Origin of the sequence: Lysinibacillus sp. G4S2, assembly GCF_030348505.1 — a bacterium.
In the GTDB taxonomy this organism is placed as follows: domain Bacteria; phylum Bacillota; class Bacilli; order Bacillales_A; family Planococcaceae; genus Lysinibacillus.
The window spans coordinates 1280827-1297550 of sequence record NZ_JAUCFJ010000002.1; the positions used below are offsets into that span (position 1 = coordinate 1280827).

The 16724-nt window shown below is 38.2% G+C and carries 22 protein-coding genes; 20 read left to right on the forward strand and 2 right to left on the reverse strand.

Translation table 11 applies throughout. The features are described from left to right. Positions 1-6: 6 nt before the first annotated feature. Positions 7-327, reverse strand: coding sequence for a hypothetical protein (locus QUF91_RS06460; protein WP_289417189.1), 321 nt, complete (start codon positions 325-327; stop codon positions 7-9). Then, on the reverse strand, positions 266-436 hold the full coding sequence (locus tag QUF91_RS06465; RefSeq protein ID WP_289417190.1) for a hypothetical protein: 171 nt from the start codon (positions 434-436) through the stop codon (positions 266-268). Before QUF91_RS06465 ends, QUF91_RS06460 begins: the two co-directional genes overlap by 62 nt. 891 nt (positions 437-1327) lie before the next feature. Between QUF91_RS06465 and flgB the strand changes: the two genes are divergently transcribed. From flgB to fliP, 20 genes are all read left to right on the forward strand, one after another. Next, positions 1328-1720, forward strand: a complete 393-nt coding sequence (gene flgB, locus QUF91_RS06470; RefSeq protein ID WP_285394688.1) for a flagellar basal body rod protein FlgB — start codon at positions 1328-1330, stop codon at positions 1718-1720. A 3-nt stretch (positions 1721-1723) separates the two neighbouring features. Further along, the gene (gene flgC, locus QUF91_RS06475) at positions 1724-2185 is read left to right on the forward strand and encodes a flagellar basal body rod protein FlgC (protein ID WP_285394687.1); all 462 of its coding nucleotides are present in this window, start codon (positions 1724-1726) and stop codon (positions 2183-2185) included. Between the two features lie 23 nt (positions 2186-2208). Then, positions 2209-2514 carry a flagellar hook-basal body complex protein FliE gene (fliE, locus tag QUF91_RS06480; protein WP_285394686.1) on the forward strand — a complete coding sequence of 102 codons (306 nt, stop codon included), beginning with the start codon at positions 2209-2211 and terminating at the stop codon, positions 2512-2514. Positions 2515-2783: 269 nt separating this feature from the next. Beyond that, on the forward strand, positions 2784-4379 hold the full coding sequence (gene fliF, locus QUF91_RS06485; RefSeq protein WP_289417191.1) for a flagellar basal-body MS-ring/collar protein FliF: 1596 nt from the start codon (positions 2784-2786) through the stop codon (positions 4377-4379). 15 nt (positions 4380-4394) lie between these two features. After that, complete coding sequence (fliG, locus tag QUF91_RS06490) at positions 4395-5408, forward strand: flagellar motor switch protein FliG (RefSeq protein ID WP_285394684.1); 1014 nt, start codon at positions 4395-4397, stop codon at positions 5406-5408. Next, positions 5401-6189, forward strand: coding sequence for a flagellar assembly protein FliH (gene fliH, locus QUF91_RS06495; protein WP_285394683.1), 789 nt, complete (start codon positions 5401-5403; stop codon positions 6187-6189). Before fliG ends, fliH begins: the two co-directional genes overlap by 8 nt. A 5-nt stretch (positions 6190-6194) precedes the next feature. Next, positions 6195-7520 (forward strand): flagellar protein export ATPase FliI, encoded by a 1326-nt coding sequence (gene fliI, locus QUF91_RS06500; protein ID WP_285394682.1) that lies wholly within the window; start codon positions 6195-6197, stop codon positions 7518-7520. Then, positions 7521-7970 (forward strand): flagellar export protein FliJ, encoded by a 450-nt coding sequence (fliJ, locus tag QUF91_RS06505; protein ID WP_285394680.1) that lies wholly within the window; start codon positions 7521-7523, stop codon positions 7968-7970. It begins immediately after the preceding gene. Between the two features lie 4 nt (positions 7971-7974). After that, positions 7975-8583 (forward strand): MotE family protein, encoded by a 609-nt coding sequence (locus QUF91_RS06510; protein WP_285394678.1) that lies wholly within the window; start codon positions 7975-7977, stop codon positions 8581-8583. 24 nt (positions 8584-8607) lie between these two features. Continuing rightward, positions 8608-9888, forward strand: coding sequence for a flagellar hook-length control protein FliK (locus QUF91_RS06515; RefSeq protein ID WP_289417192.1), 1281 nt, complete (start codon positions 8608-8610; stop codon positions 9886-9888). 2 nt (positions 9889-9890) lie between these two features. After that, entirely contained in the window at positions 9891-10589 is a 699-nt protein-coding gene (gene flgD / locus QUF91_RS06520; RefSeq protein ID WP_289417193.1) for a flagellar hook assembly protein FlgD, read from the forward strand. Between the two features lie 15 nt (positions 10590-10604). Continuing rightward, the gene (locus QUF91_RS06525) at positions 10605-10976 is read left to right on the forward strand and encodes a TIGR02530 family flagellar biosynthesis protein (RefSeq protein ID WP_285394674.1); all 372 of its coding nucleotides are present in this window, start codon (positions 10605-10607) and stop codon (positions 10974-10976) included. Positions 10977-11054: 78 nt separating this feature from the next. After that, positions 11055-12032 carry a flagellar basal body rod protein FlgG gene (gene flgG / locus QUF91_RS06530; protein WP_289417194.1) on the forward strand — a complete coding sequence of 326 codons (978 nt, stop codon included), beginning with the start codon at positions 11055-11057 and terminating at the stop codon, positions 12030-12032. Between the two features lie 79 nt (positions 12033-12111). Then, entirely contained in the window at positions 12112-12333 is a 222-nt protein-coding gene (locus QUF91_RS06535) for a flagellar FlbD family protein (protein ID WP_285394671.1), read from the forward strand. After that, on the forward strand, positions 12323-12751 hold the full coding sequence (gene fliL, locus QUF91_RS06540; RefSeq protein WP_285394669.1) for a flagellar basal body-associated protein FliL: 429 nt from the start codon (positions 12323-12325) through the stop codon (positions 12749-12751). The genes QUF91_RS06535 and fliL overlap by 11 nt, the downstream gene beginning before the upstream one ends. Positions 12752-12782: 31 nt before the next feature. Then, the gene (gene fliM / locus QUF91_RS06545) at positions 12783-13778 is read left to right on the forward strand and encodes a flagellar motor switch protein FliM (protein ID WP_285394668.1); all 996 of its coding nucleotides are present in this window, start codon (positions 12783-12785) and stop codon (positions 13776-13778) included. Next, the gene (fliY, locus tag QUF91_RS06550) at positions 13771-14994 is read left to right on the forward strand and encodes a flagellar motor switch phosphatase FliY (protein WP_289417195.1); all 1224 of its coding nucleotides are present in this window, start codon (positions 13771-13773) and stop codon (positions 14992-14994) included. Before fliM ends, fliY begins: the two co-directional genes overlap by 8 nt. A gap of 21 nt (positions 14995-15015) precedes the next feature. Further along, on the forward strand, positions 15016-15378 hold the full coding sequence (locus QUF91_RS06555; protein ID WP_049668450.1) for a response regulator: 363 nt from the start codon (positions 15016-15018) through the stop codon (positions 15376-15378). Between the two features lie 10 nt (positions 15379-15388). Beyond that, complete coding sequence (locus tag QUF91_RS06560) at positions 15389-16060, forward strand: flagellar biosynthetic protein FliO (protein ID WP_289417196.1); 672 nt, start codon at positions 15389-15391, stop codon at positions 16058-16060. Continuing rightward, positions 16057-16722 carry a flagellar type III secretion system pore protein FliP gene (gene fliP / locus QUF91_RS06565; protein ID WP_285394665.1) on the forward strand — a complete coding sequence of 222 codons (666 nt, stop codon included), beginning with the start codon at positions 16057-16059 and terminating at the stop codon, positions 16720-16722. The genes QUF91_RS06560 and fliP overlap by 4 nt, the downstream gene beginning before the upstream one ends. Positions 16723-16724: the final 2 nt, after the last annotated feature.

Consider the following 16724-nt stretch of genomic DNA (forward strand, 5'->3'; position numbering starts at 1 on the left):
GGAACTTTACGAGGCATCTGGAGCGATTTTGTTCCAGATGCTTTTATATTGTTGAAAAACTATTGTGTCAATGAAATTAAGGGAATAAAGTATGGCTCTTTTGCAAAGCGTGTGGTTGATTTCCGTTCCGGCTGGGCGCTTTGGCGCTGACGCTTCGCTTTCGCGCAGATAATGCAATTGTAGCTGCCGCTTTGCTTTCGCTACAGAAACCATTTGTTGTAGCTGCCGCTTCGCTTTCGCGCAGATAATGCAATTGTAGCTGCCGCTACGCTTTCGCGCAGATAATGCAATTGTAGCTGCCGCTACGCTTTCGCGCAGATAATGCAATTGTAGCTGCCGCTACGCTTTCGCACAGAAAACATTTGCCGCTGCCGCTACGCTTTCGCGCAGATAAAGCAATTGTTGCTGCCGCTACGCTTTCGCACAGATAAAACATTTGTAGCTGCCGCTTCGCTTTCTATGCGAAAGCGAGTAGCCTGGAACAGAAACCCCCTCGTTTAAAGAGTCACGACATTCATAAAGATTTTCTTGACCATTTTCAACACTATCAAGGCATCTGGAACGATTTCATTCCAGATGCTTTATTATCTTCATTTAGGACCCAATAACGCCAAGGCTAAAGCGCTACATCCTAGAGGACGCTTTAATCCCTCGGCCAAAAGAGGTGGATCGCTTACTTTTGCTTCAGGCTCTGATGTAAATGAGCATTTTAGCCATTTGTTCTAGTTAGATAGGAGCCGAAGCTTTATAGGTCATTGGTATTTCGCAGTTACATCGTAAATAAAACAATAAAGTAGTGCTAAAAGATGAAGAGTGATTCATTTTAGTGATAATTATGAGTACTAAAATTTGAATAGCTCCGTTTCTTTTTCCCCAAATATCTTCACCGAAATTTCACTACTATTAGCATAAAAGTAAATGGCGCAAATACCTCTTTTGTTACGTGTGTAGAACAGTGGAAAATTCTCTCTCTAATTAACAGAATATTCAATATAATACTGTTAAGTAGTAAAAAGGAACCTTAAATTAGACATCGTGTCGAATACGAAAAAGTGAAAAAAAGTGAAAAATAGGGAATAATCTGATACTATGCCCGTAAACACTGCCGAAATAGTGTAAAAATACTAGATGTATGTAGAATCCTCGCGAAAGCAGGCGAATCAAGGGGTACAGCAGTTTTGTCCTGGTTAGATGCGATAAAAAATGGGTCCTAAAGACTATCAAAAAGTGACAAAAGACAATAGACACTACGTATCATCTTAATTACAATTGTATTATTGGATAAAAAAAGAAATACATAGAAAGAAATAAAATGAGGTGAATGGTTTTGAATTTATTTGGAGGAACTATTAGTAGCCTGGAAAACGGACTTTCCTATGCAACTTTGAATCAAAAAACGATCGCCAATAACATTGGGAATGTCGATACGCCGAATTACAAGGCGAAAAGTGTAAGTTTTAAAGATATGTTGGAGAAAGAAGAACAAAGATCAATCTCGGCATATCGTACTGATAATAGACATTATGATTTTACGATTCGACAATCTACACCTGGTGTGCATAATATAGACGGCTTACGTTATCGAAATAATGGTAATGGTGTAGATATGGATGCTGAACAGGCGAAAATGGCTGAAAATCAAATCTATTACAATGCATTAATTGACCGTATGAACGGTAAGTTAAATACATTAAATACTGTAATTAAAGGAGGTAAGTAATAAATGTCTATTTTTCATGGAATGAATACCACTGCCTCAGCTTTAACAGCACAGCGTTTACGAATGGATGTCATTTCTTCAAATATGGCAGGCATGGATACAACGCGTGCTAGACAAGTGAATGGGGAGTGGGAACCATACCGCCGAAAGTCGGTAACTTTAACAGCTCAAGAGGGACAGTTTTCAAAGTTCTTTAATACCGCACTTGGGAAAAATGCAAAAAGTGGCGTTGGCAACGGCGTAAAAGTAACACAAATAAAAGAAGATAGAGAAACACCTTTCAAACTTGTGTATGATCCAACTCATCCAGATGCAGACGCAGATGGCAATGTAAAAATGCCAAATGTAGATCCATTAAAAGAAATGGTAGATTTAATGTCAGCCACTCGTTCCTACGAAGCAAACGTAACTGTATTCAATGCAAATAAATCTATGCTGACAAAGGCTTTAGAGATTGGTAAATAAATAAGAGGAAAGGAAGATACATAATGGCAATTTCGTCCGTTTCACTAATGACACCTACGCAGGTTGTAAAAGAAACAAATAAACTTAATACAACACCTTATGAAGCACAACAAAGTTTTGCGAACTCTTTAAAAGAAGCAATAGCGAAAGTTAATGATCAACAAATTACTTCTGATAATCTTACCGAAAAGCTAATTACTGGTGGAGATGTAGAGTTGCACGAAGTGATGATTGCATCACAAAAAGCGAGTATTACATTAAATGCAACAATGGAAGTTCGCAATAAGGTGATTGAAGCTTACCAAGAAATAATGCGAATGAGTGTCTAACTTTATTGGACAAGTGATAAAGTCACTATTGAAGTAAAGGATATATCCCATAAAGTGAGTTTTTTGAATGAATGATTGAAGGCTCATTACCAAAAGTTATGCCATGTATGTAAGTTGATTAGAGTGAGGCTGGACGCCCCCTAACAAAGCGTCCAGTCGGAACGGAAATCAACCTGTTATGGGGATGATAATGATTAATGTTATGGGATATCACTGTTTTCGCGAATTATTAGATGGATAGGTTATTCACTATAACCGGAGGATTCATAATGAATGAACGATTGACGAAAATAAAAAACGACACCAGCCAGTTTTGGACTAGTCGTAGTAAAAAACAAAAAATTGTAATGATTGGTTCGGTAGTAGCTGTTCTAGCACTTGCTACGGTTGTTACACTTTTTGCTACAAAAACTACATATGTACCACTTTATAAAGATTTATCGACAAGAGAAATCGGCCAAGTAAAGGAAGCGTTGGACTCCCAAAGTGTAAAATATGAAATCGCGCCAGGGGGGACATCAATTTTAGTGCCTGAGGAACAAGTAGATGCATTGTTAGTCCAATTAGCATCGGAAGGATATCCGCAAACAGGAACGATTGATTACTCATTTGCGAACAGCTCTGGATTTGGTATGACGGATAATGAGTTTAACCTATTGAAAAAGGCAGCAACTGAAACAGAAATTGCTAAGCTCATTAAAAATCTAGAAGGTGTAAAAGATGCAAAAGTAATGATTAATGTTCCTGAAGAAGGAGTTTTCTTGAAAGATACAAAAGAAGAAGCGACAGCATCTATTGTTTTGAATACAGACCCTGGCTATAAATTTACCGAGCAACAAATTGCCACTATGTACAACTTAGTAGCAAAAAGTGTTCCGAATTTAAAAACAGATAACATTGTTATATCTAACCAATTCTCTGAGTACTTTGATTTGAATGCTGCTACCACTGCTGATGGGACTTCAACAACGACAGCTGAAGGCCAGTTACAAGCAAAGAAATTGATTGAGCGTGATTTACAACGTCAAGTGCAAACTATGCTTGGTACGCTTATGGGACAAGACAAAGTAATAGTTTCTGTGACAACAGACATTGATTTCAAAAAGGAAAATCGAGAAGAAAACCTAGTTACGCCGGTCGATGAAGAGAATATGGCAGGTATTGCCATTAGCGCCCAACGTATTAGCGAGCAATATTCTGGTACAGGAGCTGCGGCTACTGGAACACCTGAAGCTGAAACGACGACAGATAACTTTACAACTTATAACGAAGGTGCAACGGGTAACGGAGATTACGAGCGTACCGAAGAAACAATTAATAATGACGTAAACCGTATACGCAAAGATATCCAAGAGGCACCATATAAAATTCAAGATATTGGTATTCAAGTAATTGTTGAACCACCGACAGCAACCGATGCAGCATCATTACCAAATGGGGTTCAAGAGGATATCCAAAAAATCTTAAGTACTATTGTTCGTACGACGATTTCTAAAGATGTAACTGCAGAGCTTACTCAAGAGCAAATTGATGAAAAAGTAGCTGTTTCAGTACAACCTTTAAATGGTAAAGCAGTAGATGAAGTTAGCGAAAAATCTGTGATCCCATGGTGGGTTTGGGTAATCGGCGGAATATTACTAGCTGTAATTTTATTGCTAGCATTCTTCATTATCCGTTCACGTAAACGTGCGAAGGAAGAAGAAGAGTTTAGCATCCTAGAAGAACAAGAAGAACTTATGATTGAAGATATAAATGAAGAAATTGAAACGGAAGCTACAATGCGTCGTAAGCAGCTTGAAAAAATGGCAAAAGAAAAGCCAGACGATTTTGCAAAGTTACTGCGTAGTTGGATTGCGGAAGACTAACTAGGAGGTTCGACTGTGTCCAAGAAAGAAAAAGAATTAACAGGAAAACAAAAGGCCGCTCTCTTGTTAATTTCATTAGGGCCTGAGGTTTCAGCTTCTGTCTATAAACATTTAACAGAGGAAGAAATTGAACGTTTAACATTAGAAATATCAAGCGTTAAAAAAGTAGAAGCAAATGTGAAAGAGGAAATTATTGAAGAATTCCACAACATTGCACTTGCGCAAGATTATATTACACAGGGTGGTATTGGTTACGCGAAGACAGTATTGGAGAAAGCACTTGGTGTAGAGCAAGCTCAAACGATTATTAACCGTCTGACATCTTCTTTACAAGTGCGTCCATTTGACTTTGCACGGAGAGCTGATCCAGCACAAATTTTTAACTTTATTCAAAATGAACATCCACAAACAATTGCCCTTATTCTATCTTATTTAGAAGCAGGGCAAGCGGGTGTCATTTTATCGTCATTACCGCAGGAAGTTCAGGCTGATATTGCTAAACGTATAGCCGTAATGGAGTCAACTTCACCAGAAGTTATTAGTGAAATTGAATCTGTTTTAGAGCGTAAATTATCATCAACTGTTACACAGGATTACACAGAGACAGGTGGCGTTGATGCAGTCGTTGAAGTGTTAAATGGTGTAGACCGACAAACGGAAAAAACGATTCTCGATGCACTCGAAATTCAAGATCCAGAGCTTGCAGAAGAAATCAAGAAACGTATGTTCGTATTCGAGGATATTGTTACGCTCGACAACCGCTCGATTCAACGTGTTATTCGTGATTGTGAAAATGAAGATTTACTGCTTTCAATGAAAGTTTCAAGCGAGGAAGTAAAAGATATTATTTTCCGCAATATGTCACAACGTATGGCTGAAACATTTAAAGAGGAAATGGAGATTATGGGACCTGTACGTTTACGTGACGTAGAGGAGGCACAATCTCGAATTGTTGCGGTCATTCGTCGCTTAGAGGATGCTGGTGAGATTATTATTGCACGTGGTGGAGGAGATGACGTCATTGTCTAGAATCATCCGTTCCATATATACACAATCCAATGACGAAAATGTAAAGAAGATTCAAATTCGTGACATGTTTGAAATGCATGAAGTAGAAAATGAAGAAATTCCGCTTCAAAAACAAATGACTATGGAAGAAGTACTGGAAGAGCGCGAACGTTTATTTGCAGAGGCTAGAGCTATTTTACATGCTGAGCGCGAGGCTTTTGAACAAGAGAAGCAAATGTTCTTTCAGGAAATTGAACATGTAAAGCAAAGTTGGGAAGAAGAACGACCTGAACGAGTGCAAGAGGCTTATGATGAAGGATATGGTCAAGGCTATGAAGATGGGACAAACAAAGCTAATGAAGCGATGGCACATTCTCTCCAAACAGCTAATGAAGTAATCCTTCATGCTAAGGAAAATGCGCGGAAATATATTGACGATCAGGAAGCGATTATTTTAGAGCTAGGCTTAACTGCAGCAGAGCGTATTATTGGTGCATCTTTAGAGCGAGATAATGAATTATTTGTTTCAATCGTTCGCAGAGGGCTTAAAGAAGCGAGAGAAATGAAAGAAATAAAAATTTATGTTTCACCTACCTACTATGCATTAATTACTTCTAATCGTGATGAACTAGCAGAAATGTTCCCAACGGACGTACCATTTATGATTTTTGTAAATGAGGATTTAGAAAATGATACAGATTGCTTTATCGAAACAAACCATGGCCGTATTGTTGTAAGTATTGATGAGCAATTAAATGAACTAAGATTGAAGCTACATGAAATATTAGAAAGTAAGGAATGATCTAGATGAAAACGGCTCAACTAATCAAACAAATTCCTCAAATGCCAACCTTTAAAAAGTTTGGTAGAGTAACTAGAGTTGTCGGCTTGATGATTGAGTCGCAAGGTCCAGATAGTTCCATTGGTGATGTCTGTAAAATTTATGTGGAAACTTCTAAAAACGGCCATCAAACCATCTTAGCAGAGGTAGTAGGCTTCAAAGATGAAATTGTCGTCTTAATGCCTTTTACCTCACTGCGAGAAATATCCATTGGCTGCCTAGTTGAAGGTACGGGGGCACCACTAGAGGTAAAAGTGGGACCCGAGCTCATCGGTAAAGTACTTGATTCTATGGGAAATCCAATAGATGGGACAGTGCTACCGAGAGGATTATTGTCGGTTCCGACTGAGCAGGACCCACCGAACCCACTAACACGTCCACCGATCGATGAAAGACTTGAAGTAGGTGTTAAAGCAATTGACGGCATGTTAACTGTTGGTAATGGACAACGTGTAGGTATTTTCGCTGGTTCAGGGGTAGGGAAAAGTACATTGCTCGGTATGATTGCGCGAAATACACAAGCTGATTTAAACGTTATCGCACTTATTGGGGAGCGTGGTCGTGAAGTTCGTGAGTTCATAGAGCGTGACTTAGGGCCAGAGGGTTTAAGCCGATCAATAGTTGTAGCTGCAACTTCTGATCAGCCCGCACTGATGCGAATTAAAGGAGCTTTTACCGCAACAGCGATTGCAGAGTATTTTAGAAATCGTGGTTTAAATGTCATGTTGATGATGGACTCTGTGACTCGTGTTGCTATGGCACAACGAGAGATTGGTCTTGCGACAGGTGAACCACCAGCTCAAAAAGGATACACACCATCTGTATTTGCGATTTTACCTAAACTATTAGAGCGCACAGGTACTAATGAGAAGGGCTCTATTACGGCCTTTTATACAGTATTAGTAGATGGTGATGATATGAACGAGCCAATTGCAGATACTGTGCGAGGGATTTTAGATGGCCATATTGTTCTTGATCGAAACCTTGCCAATAAAGGTCAATATCCAGCTATTAATGTATTAAAAAGTGTCAGCCGTTTAATGAATCATGTGGCAGAGCCAGAGCATAAAAAGGCTGCAGAACGTTTAAGGGAGCTCTATTATACATATGACAAGTCGGAAGATCTAATTAACATTGGTGCGTATAAGCGGGGGACGTCAAAAGAAATTGATGAAGCGATTTACTATGAACCTCTCATTACCGCTTATTTAAAGCAGGGCTATTTAGATAAAGTGACCCTTGAGGAAAGTGTGAATGAGTTAATTTCATTATCGAACGGTGGTGGAAAATAGATGGTGAGTTATATTTATCGTTTTGAAAAAGTGTTAACCATTCGAGAACAGGAAAAAAATGAAACTGAAATTGCCTATAAAGAAGCTGTACGTACTTTTGAAGAAGTAGCATCAAAGCTATATGATTTGCTAAAAAAGAAAGAAGATTTATTAGAGTTCCAGCAGGGGCGTTTAGCTGTAGGTTCATCAATAGAGGAGATTCATCACTATGCCCGTTTTATTGATAGCCTCGAAAAAACAATTGCTGATGTACAGCAGAAAGTTGTACAAGCTCGTGCAAAAATGAATTGGCACGAAGAAAAATTATTAGAAAAAAACTTGGAAGTGCGTAAATTTGAAAAAATGCGAGAAAAAGATTTTAAGTTATTCCAGCAAGAACAGGATCGTATCGAAGGCATTTTTTTAGATGAGATTTCATCACTTACGTATAACAAGAGAGAAATCAGGTGATTTCATGGCAAAAAAAGATAATCGACTTACAACGGAATTAGAAGAACGACCACCTAAACGTAAATCGGGTGGCTTTCGAAAGTTTTTTATGTGGTTTGTAATACCTATTATGTTTGTAGTAGCAATTCTACTTATTGTTGCAACACTGATGAATACGAATGTCTTTGATTTAGGAAAGAAAGCATATGAAAGCTTACCATTTGTTCCTTCAGAAGAACAACAAGCAAAAGAAGCTGTTGTTAATAATGATTCGAAGGTTGTAAAATTACAGGCTGATATCCAAGAAAAAGAAGCGGAAATTGCTCAACTGCAAAAAAAATTAGATACGGCAACAACTGAAAAAGAAAAGTTAAAGACAGAAAATGAGCAGCTAAAATTTGAAACTGAAAAAACAAATAGAGAGCAAGATGACGTAAAACGTGACTTTAATGACATTTTAAAAACTTATGATAAGATGTCTCCTAAAGCAGCAGCGCCAGTGCTTGTTAAAATGAGCGATGCTGAAGCACTGCGTATTTTAACAAACTTAAAACCGGATAAAGTAGCAGCGATTTTAGAAAAAATGGATCCACAAGATGCAGCGAAATATACGGAAATGATGGCTAAACAATAGAGATATATGAAAGGAGGTGAAATGATGGATGTGGCAATGATGCAAATGATGTCCAAGACTATACCAGCTAAAACAGCAGCTACCAAACCTGCAACAGTAGGCAATGCTGATGTTAAAGCAAGTGAAACGTCGAAGAAAGAAAATCTCTCAACGTTTGGCTCTGTTTTTGGACAAATTATTTCTTCTTCCAATCAAACACAGCAGTCTACAGAGTCTGCCGAAACAACAGATATAGCTGATTTAGAAGCAGTTTTAAACGCTGAGTCTATTGAAGATGTACTAGACTTACTAGATATTCCACACGACGATGGTTTGTTAATGCTTCAAGTTGGTGAGGAAGGCAAAGCTATTGGGATAGATGAAATGCTAAATCTAGATAATTTAATGGATGCATTAGGAATTGATTCAGAGCAGCTTCAAAAATTAGTACAACAGCTGCTAGGAGAAGATAAAGAAGCAAGTGATGTATGGGAGCTTTTAGCGCTAGTAGATGCTCAGGCACCAATGCTTCAAGCGCAGGTTGTAACAGCTTTGCAAGGTGAAGGTCAAGTAACGCCGAAAGAAGTAACACAATTACTGCAAGTGTTAAAGTTGGCACAATTAGTCGGACAGAAAACAGACTTAACAGGTCAACAAGAAAGCTTGCTAACGAACGTTAAGAGTTTTTTAACTACAATGCAAACACAAGTAGAGACGATTCAAACTGCTCAGCAAGTAACAACTAAAACAACAGTAACACTTCCGTTACAGGGCTTCCAGCAAGTAGTGCAGCAAGTTCAAGTTACAAAGCAGACCGACACAAGTGCTAATGAGATGGTGACGGCCAATACAGTCCAAACAAAAGCAGACACATTCCAAGTAACATTGCCAGCAGCAAAACCAGCACAGTCTGAGGCATTACTGAAAGAGATGCAAGCGATCATCAATAGAGCTCAACTCTCTAATGCACAAGGGATTACACGTTTAACATTGAAATTGTACCCGGAAAATCTAGGATCAATTCGTATCGAGCTTGTGCAAAATGATGGAGTCCTCACAGCACGACTGCTTGCTTCAACAGCTCAAGGACGTGAGTTACTCGATAGTCAGGCACATCAACTTAAGCAAGCCTTTGTACAGCAAAATATTCAAGTTGATCGTCTCGATATTGCTCAGTCATTGCAAGATGCAGACCGCCAACAACGCGACCAAAACTTCTTCAACAATTTCTTTAAGCAACAGCAGGAAGATGAGCAGGAGCAAAAAAGCGACGATGACGATGAAAGCAAGTCCTTTAGTGAATATTTAATAAGTGAGGAGGTGTAAGTATGGCAGATACAACAACTAAAGCACCCAAAACTGTCAACACAAAAGTAACGGATGACTTTTATCATTCCAGTTATAAGAAACCTACGAAGCAAACAGGTAATAGTGAACTTGGGAAAGATGCTTTTCTTCAATTATTAATTACTCAATTACAACATCAAGATCCAACAAATCCTATGGATGATAGAGAATTTATTTCTCAGATGGCTCAGTTCTCTTCCTTAGAGCAAATGCAAAATATGACAAAAGCAATGGAAGCATTACTTGTCTCGCAGCAACAAACACAGATGATGGGTTATTCATCATTTGTTGGTAAAGAAGTGAAGTGGCATGAGATTACAGAAGAATTAGATGCAGAAAAAAAGCCGATTATTAAAGAAGGATCGGGTGTAATTCAATCTATTAAGTTTGTAGATGGTAATGTTAAGTTTGTATTAGAGGATGGTAAGGAAATTACCCCTGGCAATATCTCATCAATATTAGGTGGCTCAGGAACAAATTCGAATGATAACAATACGGTATCTGAATCTCCACTTGTACAGGCAAGCAAGTTAATCGGTAAAAAAGTTACGTATAAAGACGGTGAACAAGAACTACAAGGCCGTATTGTTTCTGTAACGAATAAAGATGGCGTCATTCATTATGTATTAGACAATGATAAAAAATTAACAGATAAAGATTTTACCGTAATAAGCGAATAAAGGTGGAGAAAAATGATGGATAAATTTTCAATTCATCGTGTACCATTGCATCCATCTATTCGCCAGACACAACCTACGCCATTAAAATCACAACAATCGTTTAAGGCTCATTTACAGGAAGCTACCAATCAACAAGAATTAAAAGTGAGCAAGCACGCAAATGAACGAATTATCGAGCGTAATATAGCGATCTCAGAACAAGAATGGCAAGTTGTATCGGATAAGGTATTTGAAGCACACTCAAAAGGTGTCAAACAACCATTAGTCTTGATGGATCAAGCAGCTTTAATTGTCAGTGCTAAAAACGCTACTGTCATTACAGCAATGGACCGCACGGAAGCAAAGCAGCAAATATTTACTAATATTGATGGCACAATTGTGCTATAAGGGCTGGACCTTTGAAAGGAAGCCTCTGTGTGCTGATTGATAGAGGCACACAATTTTAAATGAAGGGAGAACGACATTATGTTACGTTCTATGTATTCAGGTATTTCAGGTCTTAAAAACTTCCAAACAAAGCTAGACGTTATTGGGAATAATATTTCTAACGTTAATACTTACGGCTTTAAAAAAGGTCGAGTAGTGTTTAAAGATTTAATGTCTCAAACACAGTCAGGGGCATCAGGTCCAACAGGTACAGTCGGAGGGGTGAACCCGAAACAAATAGGTCTTGGTTCACAACTTGCGGCAATTGATACGATTCATGGTGGTGGTTCGCTACAAGGTACAGGACGCGGGCTAGATGTAGCTATTGAAGGCGAAGGGTTTTTTATAGCGACAGGCTATGATAGCAATTCAACAGGACCAATTACACCAATTACAGATTTAAAATATACACGTGCTGGGAACTTTTATTTAGATAAAGATGGATTTTTAGTCAATCAAGATGGTAGATATATGTTAGCTGTCACGCCTAATCAAGGCTCTTCACCAACTACCCCATCTTGGGATCCAACAAGTCCTGATGACATGTCGAATTATCAAAACTTAACACCGACTGGTGGAACGGCAGTGACGCCAGATCCTGTTGTGAAATCGGGTAATGATCCAGCTGCAATCGGTGATACAGGTTATATTCAAATCCCGACAAACGCACAATCGATGTCGATTGCATTAGACGGTAAAGTAACATTTACTGGATCTGACGGTGTTTTATACTACGGTGGACAATTAGTGATGGCGAAGTTTGCTAACCCAGGTGGTTTACAAAAAGAAGGTAGTAACTATTACGTTCCTAGTGCCAATTCAGGTGATGCCTTTTATGCTGCTGGTACAAATGATGGTATGGGGAAAGCTGTTGCTGGTTCATTAGAAATGTCCAACGTTGACCTATCTGAAGAATTTACAGAGATGATTGTTGCACAACGTGGTTTCCAAGCAAATACGCGTATTATTACAACATCCGATGAAATTCTGCAAGAGTTAGTAAACTTAAAACGATAGTTTGAAAGATTGTAAAAAAACATAATTTTTTTTGAGGGAGGGTCGGGCCGGCTCTCGCGCTAGACCCGGCCCTATTTCAATGATTGAACTAACACGTCTAAATGGCAAAGCATTTACATTGAATGCTTTATACATAGAAACGGTCGAATCTTTTCCGGACACGACCATCACATTAACGACTGGAACCAAAATCATTGTTTTACAGAGTGAAGATGAGGTGCGACAAAGGGTAAAAGCCTTTTATAAAAATATACAAATACTATCAAACCCGCATCTACGAGGTGAAGAAGATGAAGAATAACAAAATGTTAACGATGATTATCATCGTGCTAGTAGCAATCATACTTATCGGGGGTATTGCTGTTTTCTTGTTTACCCAATTTAATAAGCCAGCAGGAACTCTTGAACCAACAATTGATGAAATCGTAGAAGCTTCTGTTGAAATTCCGGAAATTACTACAAATTTAGCTGATAACAAAATTGTACGTTTGTCGTTAAAAATTCAAACAACAAATAAAGATGCAGCTGCCGAGTTAACGAAGCGTGATTTCCAAGTGAAAAATATTGTTATTCAAGAGCTTTCCGAGATGGAACAAAAAGATTTAGAAGGTAAGCAAGGTAAACAAGTTTTCCAAAAATCATTAAAAACCCGATTAAATGAATTGATGCAAGAGGGAGAAGTTCAGGAGATTTATATTACCTCCTTCATCACTCAATAATAAAGAAACTGCTTGAAATGGAGGTGGGCAAATGGCAGGAGATGTGTTATCTCAATCTGAGATAGATGCGCTGCTTTCCGCAATATCAACAGGGGAAATGTCAGCGGACGACATAAAAAAAGAGGACGAAGGGCGCAAGGTTAAGGTTTATGACTTTAAACGAGCACTGCGTTTCTCAAAAGATCAAATCCGAAGTTTGACCCGAATACACGAAAATTTTGCACGACTACTGACAACTTTTTTTTCAGCACAGCTAAGAAGCTATGTTCAGATTACGGTTGCATCAGTGGACCAAATACCATTTGAAGAGTTTGTACGTTCGATTCCGAATATGACACTCATTAATGTGTTTGAAGTGCCACCATTAGATGGTAATATACTGATGGAAATAAATCCGAACATTGCCTACTCGATGTTAGATCGTTTAATGGGCGGTAGCGGGGCGAGTCATAGTAATGTCGATAACTTAACAGAAATTGAAACGAAAATTATGACGAACCTTTTTGAACGGTCATTCGACAACTTACGCGAGGCGTGGGAAAATGTTGCGGAAATTGATCCAATTTTAGTAGAGCTTGAGGTCAACCCTCAATTCTTACAAATGATTTCACCCAATGAAACGGTTGTCGTTATTTCATTAAATACGATCATCGGTGAGACAAGTGGAATGATTAATATTTGTATTCCGCATGTTGTACTGGAACCAATTGTTCCAAATCTTTCTGTTCGCTACTGGATGCAGACAAATACAAAAGAGATGTCTCCAGAGCAAACAAAAATGCTTGAAACACGAGTGAAACAAGCAAAACTACCTCTTTCCGTCGAACTTGGTATTACAGACATCACCATTGAGGATTTCCTTACAATGCAGATTGGAGATGTCATTCAATTAGAACAAAAAATTGAAGACCCATTACTATTAAAAGTAGGAACATTACCGAAATTCACTGTTCAACCAGGAAAGCAAGGCAAAAAATTAGCAATCCAGATTATCGACCCTTTGAAAGGAGGAGACGAAGATGAGTGATGAAATGCTCTCCCAAGAAGAAATTGAAGCGTTATTAAGGGGCGAGACGTTGGAAGATAACAACAGCGACACTGAAGCTTCTAAAGATGAAGACACAAATGATTTACGAGTAGAGGATTACCTCGATTCGTTTGCCCAAGATGCATTAGGTGAGGTGGGGAATATATCCTTCGGTAGCTCTGCTACAGCACTTTCAGCGTTATTAGGTCAAAAAGTAGATATTACTACGCCAAGTATTTCAATGATTAACCGTAACAAATTAGAAGAGGAATTTCCTCATCCTTATGTAGCCGTACAGGTTGAATATACGATTGGATTATCAGGTATGAATTTACTTGTTATTAAGCAATCCGATGCAGCGATTATTGCTGATTTAATGTTAGGTGGAGATGGCTTAAATCCGAAACCAGACCTAGGTGAAATTCAGCTAAGTGCTGTTCAAGAAGCTATGAATCAAATGATGGGTTCTGCGGCTACTTCAATGTCAACAGTGTTCAATAAAAAAGTGGATATTTCTCCACCAACAATTGATTTAATGAATATTTCTCAAAATGAAGGGCGAGAAAATATTCCTGAAGATGATTTACTTGTAAAAGTATCCTTCAGATTAAAAATCGGTAATTTAATTGATTCAAATTTAATGCAATTATTACCGCTTAAATTTAGTCAAAACATTGTAAAGTCTCTATTAGGAGAAACAGAATCAATCGAAGAACCTGTGGCTGCAACAATAGCGCCTGAAGCACCAGTAGCAACGCCGCCAGTGCAACCACAAGCACCTGTAACACAAGCGCCACCTGCACAACCTGTTTATCAACAGCAGGCAGCACCAGTACAGCAACCAATGTATCAAGAGCAACAACAGATTTCTCAAGCAACAAGACCTGCTCAACCTGTCAATGTTCAACAAGCGCAGTTTGCAAGTTTTGATACAAATGTTATCTCGCAATCTGAAGCTAGAAATTTAAATATGCTACTTGATATTCCATTGCAAGTTACTGTAGAGTTAGGACGTACAAAGCGTTCTGTTAAAGAGATTTTAGAACTATCTAGTGGTTCGATTATTGAGCTAGATAAATTAGCTGGTGAACCGGTTGATATTTTAGTAAATAGCAATTTAATCGCTAAAGGTGAAGTCGTTGTTATTGATGAAAACTTCGGTGTCCGCATTACAGATGTTTTAAGTCAAGCAGAGCGTTTAAATAATTTAAGATAGTTTCAATTGGAGGAGTTAACGATGTCTAAAAGAATTTTAATTGTAGACGACGCTGCATTCATGCGCATGATGATCAAGGATATTTTATCGAAAAATGGGTTTGAAGTTGTTGGGGAGGCAGCTGATGGTTTACAAGCTGTTGAAAAGTACAACGAATTAAAGCCAGATTTAGTAACGATGGATATTACAATGCCTGAAATGGACGGTATTGCTGCTCTTAAAGCGATTAAGGGTTCAGATCCAAATGCAACTGTCATTATGTGTTCAGCAATGGGACAACAAGCAATGGTAATCGATGCAATTCAAGCTGGTGCGAAAGACTTTATCGTTAAGCCTTTCCAAGCTGATCGTGTAATTGAAGCGATCCAAAAAGCTTTAGGATGATTGCATGCGAATGTTAAAATCATTTCGTCTAACGATGATTTTCGCATTTCTTGTATCCTTCCTGTTTTTGTACCCTACAACGACTTTAGTGTATGCAGACTCTAACACGAATAGTGTAGATGACTGTATCAATAAAGGCGATTGTGCAAAAGATAGTGATCCAGCTGCTAAGAAAGATGATGCAAATCAACAAGCAGCTGGAGACATATCTGCATGGGAATACATAAAAATGGTTTTGGCGCTTATTTTTGTTGTAGCTTTATTCTATGGATTGATGAAGTTTTTAAATAAAAGAAATTTAAACTTTCAACGTAATCAATTGGTACAAAATTTAGGCGGTTTATCGTTAGGTGCTCATAAGTCGGTACAACTATTACAAGTAGGTAAAACACTGTATTTAGTTGGGGTCGGTGAGGATGTACAGTTGATACGTGAAATTACTGATCCTGATGAAGTTGCATCACTTTTAGCACTTTATAATGAACGACAAGAACTTGCAGCAACATCACCGTATATTGCAGAAGTATTATCTAAGTTTAAAAGAAAAAATAATGAGAATTCATCAAAGAAGCAAAAACAAAACTCTTTTGGTGAACTATTTGAAAAAAAGATTTCTGAAATTAAACAGGAGCGCAGTGAAGAACTGGAGAGATGGAAGCAAAAGGAGAATGAAGATAAATGAATGATGTAATCAATATTTTTTCCAACAGCGATCCGACAAACGTCTCAACTTCTATTAAGCTCCTTTTAATGTTAACAGTTTTATCACTTGCTCCAAGTATTTTGATTTTAATGACATCGTTTACACGAATTGTTATTGTGCTATCGTTTGTTCGTACGGCATTGGCGACACAGCAAATGCCTCCGAACCAGGTCATTGTAGGTCTTTCGTTGTTTTTAACTTTCTTTATCATGGCTCCAACTTTTCAAGAGGTCAATAAAGAGGCATTACAGCCATTATTTGCTGAAGAAATTGGGCTTGATGAAGCGTACGATCGGGCAAGCGTGCCGTTTAAAGAGTTTATGAGTAAGCATACAAGGCAAAAGGACCTTGATTTATTTTTAAAGTATAATCAAGCGGAAAAGCCAGCATCTGTAGAAGAAATTCCCCTTACTATGCTAGTACCTGCTTTCGCATTGAGTGAGATTAAAACAGCGTTCCAAATTGGTTTTATGATTTTTATTCCATTCCTTGTAATCGATATGATTGTCGCAAGTACGCTAATGTCGATGGGGATGATGATGTTACCGCCGGTTATGATTTCATTGCCGTTTAAGATTTTATTATTTGTACTCGTAGATGGTTGGTATCTGGTGATAAAATCATTATTACAAAGTTTTTAGGG

Excerpts from the sequence above, each read along its gene's own strand:
- QUF91_RS06555 (WP_049668450.1), top strand. The coding sequence starts at position 15,016 with ATGTCTAAAAGAATTTTAATTGTAGACGACGCTGCATTCATGCGCATG.
- fliM (WP_285394668.1), top strand. The coding sequence starts at position 12,783 with ATGGCAGGAGATGTGTTATCTCAATCTGAGATAGATGCGCTGCTTTCC.
- QUF91_RS06535 (WP_285394671.1), top strand. The coding sequence starts at position 12,112 with ATGATTGAACTAACACGTCTAAATGGCAAAGCATTTACATTGAATGCT.
- flgC (WP_285394687.1), top strand. The coding sequence starts at position 1,724 with ATGTCTATTTTTCATGGAATGAATACCACTGCCTCAGCTTTAACAGCA.
- flgD (WP_289417193.1), top strand. The coding sequence starts at position 9,891 with ATGGCAGATACAACAACTAAAGCACCCAAAACTGTCAACACAAAAGTA.
- QUF91_RS06560 (WP_289417196.1), top strand. The coding sequence starts at position 15,389 with ATGTTAAAATCATTTCGTCTAACGATGATTTTCGCATTTCTTGTATCC.
- QUF91_RS06515 (WP_289417192.1), top strand. The coding sequence starts at position 8,608 with ATGGATGTGGCAATGATGCAAATGATGTCCAAGACTATACCAGCTAAA.
- fliI (WP_285394682.1), top strand. The coding sequence starts at position 6,195 with ATGAAAACGGCTCAACTAATCAAACAAATTCCTCAAATGCCAACCTTT.
- fliE (WP_285394686.1), top strand. The coding sequence starts at position 2,209 with ATGGCAATTTCGTCCGTTTCACTAATGACACCTACGCAGGTTGTAAAA.
- QUF91_RS06465 (WP_289417190.1), bottom strand. The coding sequence starts at position 436 with ATGTTTTATCTGTGCGAAAGCGTAGCGGCAGCAACAATTGCTTTATCT.
- fliL (WP_285394669.1), top strand. The coding sequence starts at position 12,323 with ATGAAGAATAACAAAATGTTAACGATGATTATCATCGTGCTAGTAGCA.
- fliP (WP_285394665.1), top strand. The coding sequence starts at position 16,057 with ATGAATGATGTAATCAATATTTTTTCCAACAGCGATCCGACAAACGTC.
- fliY (WP_289417195.1), top strand. The coding sequence starts at position 13,771 with ATGAGTGATGAAATGCTCTCCCAAGAAGAAATTGAAGCGTTATTAAGG.
- fliJ (WP_285394680.1), top strand. The coding sequence starts at position 7,521 with ATGGTGAGTTATATTTATCGTTTTGAAAAAGTGTTAACCATTCGAGAA.
- flgG (WP_289417194.1), top strand. The coding sequence starts at position 11,055 with ATGTTACGTTCTATGTATTCAGGTATTTCAGGTCTTAAAAACTTCCAA.
- QUF91_RS06525 (WP_285394674.1), top strand. The coding sequence starts at position 10,605 with ATGGATAAATTTTCAATTCATCGTGTACCATTGCATCCATCTATTCGC.
- QUF91_RS06510 (WP_285394678.1), top strand. The coding sequence starts at position 7,975 with ATGGCAAAAAAAGATAATCGACTTACAACGGAATTAGAAGAACGACCA.
- fliF (WP_289417191.1), top strand. The coding sequence starts at position 2,784 with ATGAATGAACGATTGACGAAAATAAAAAACGACACCAGCCAGTTTTGG.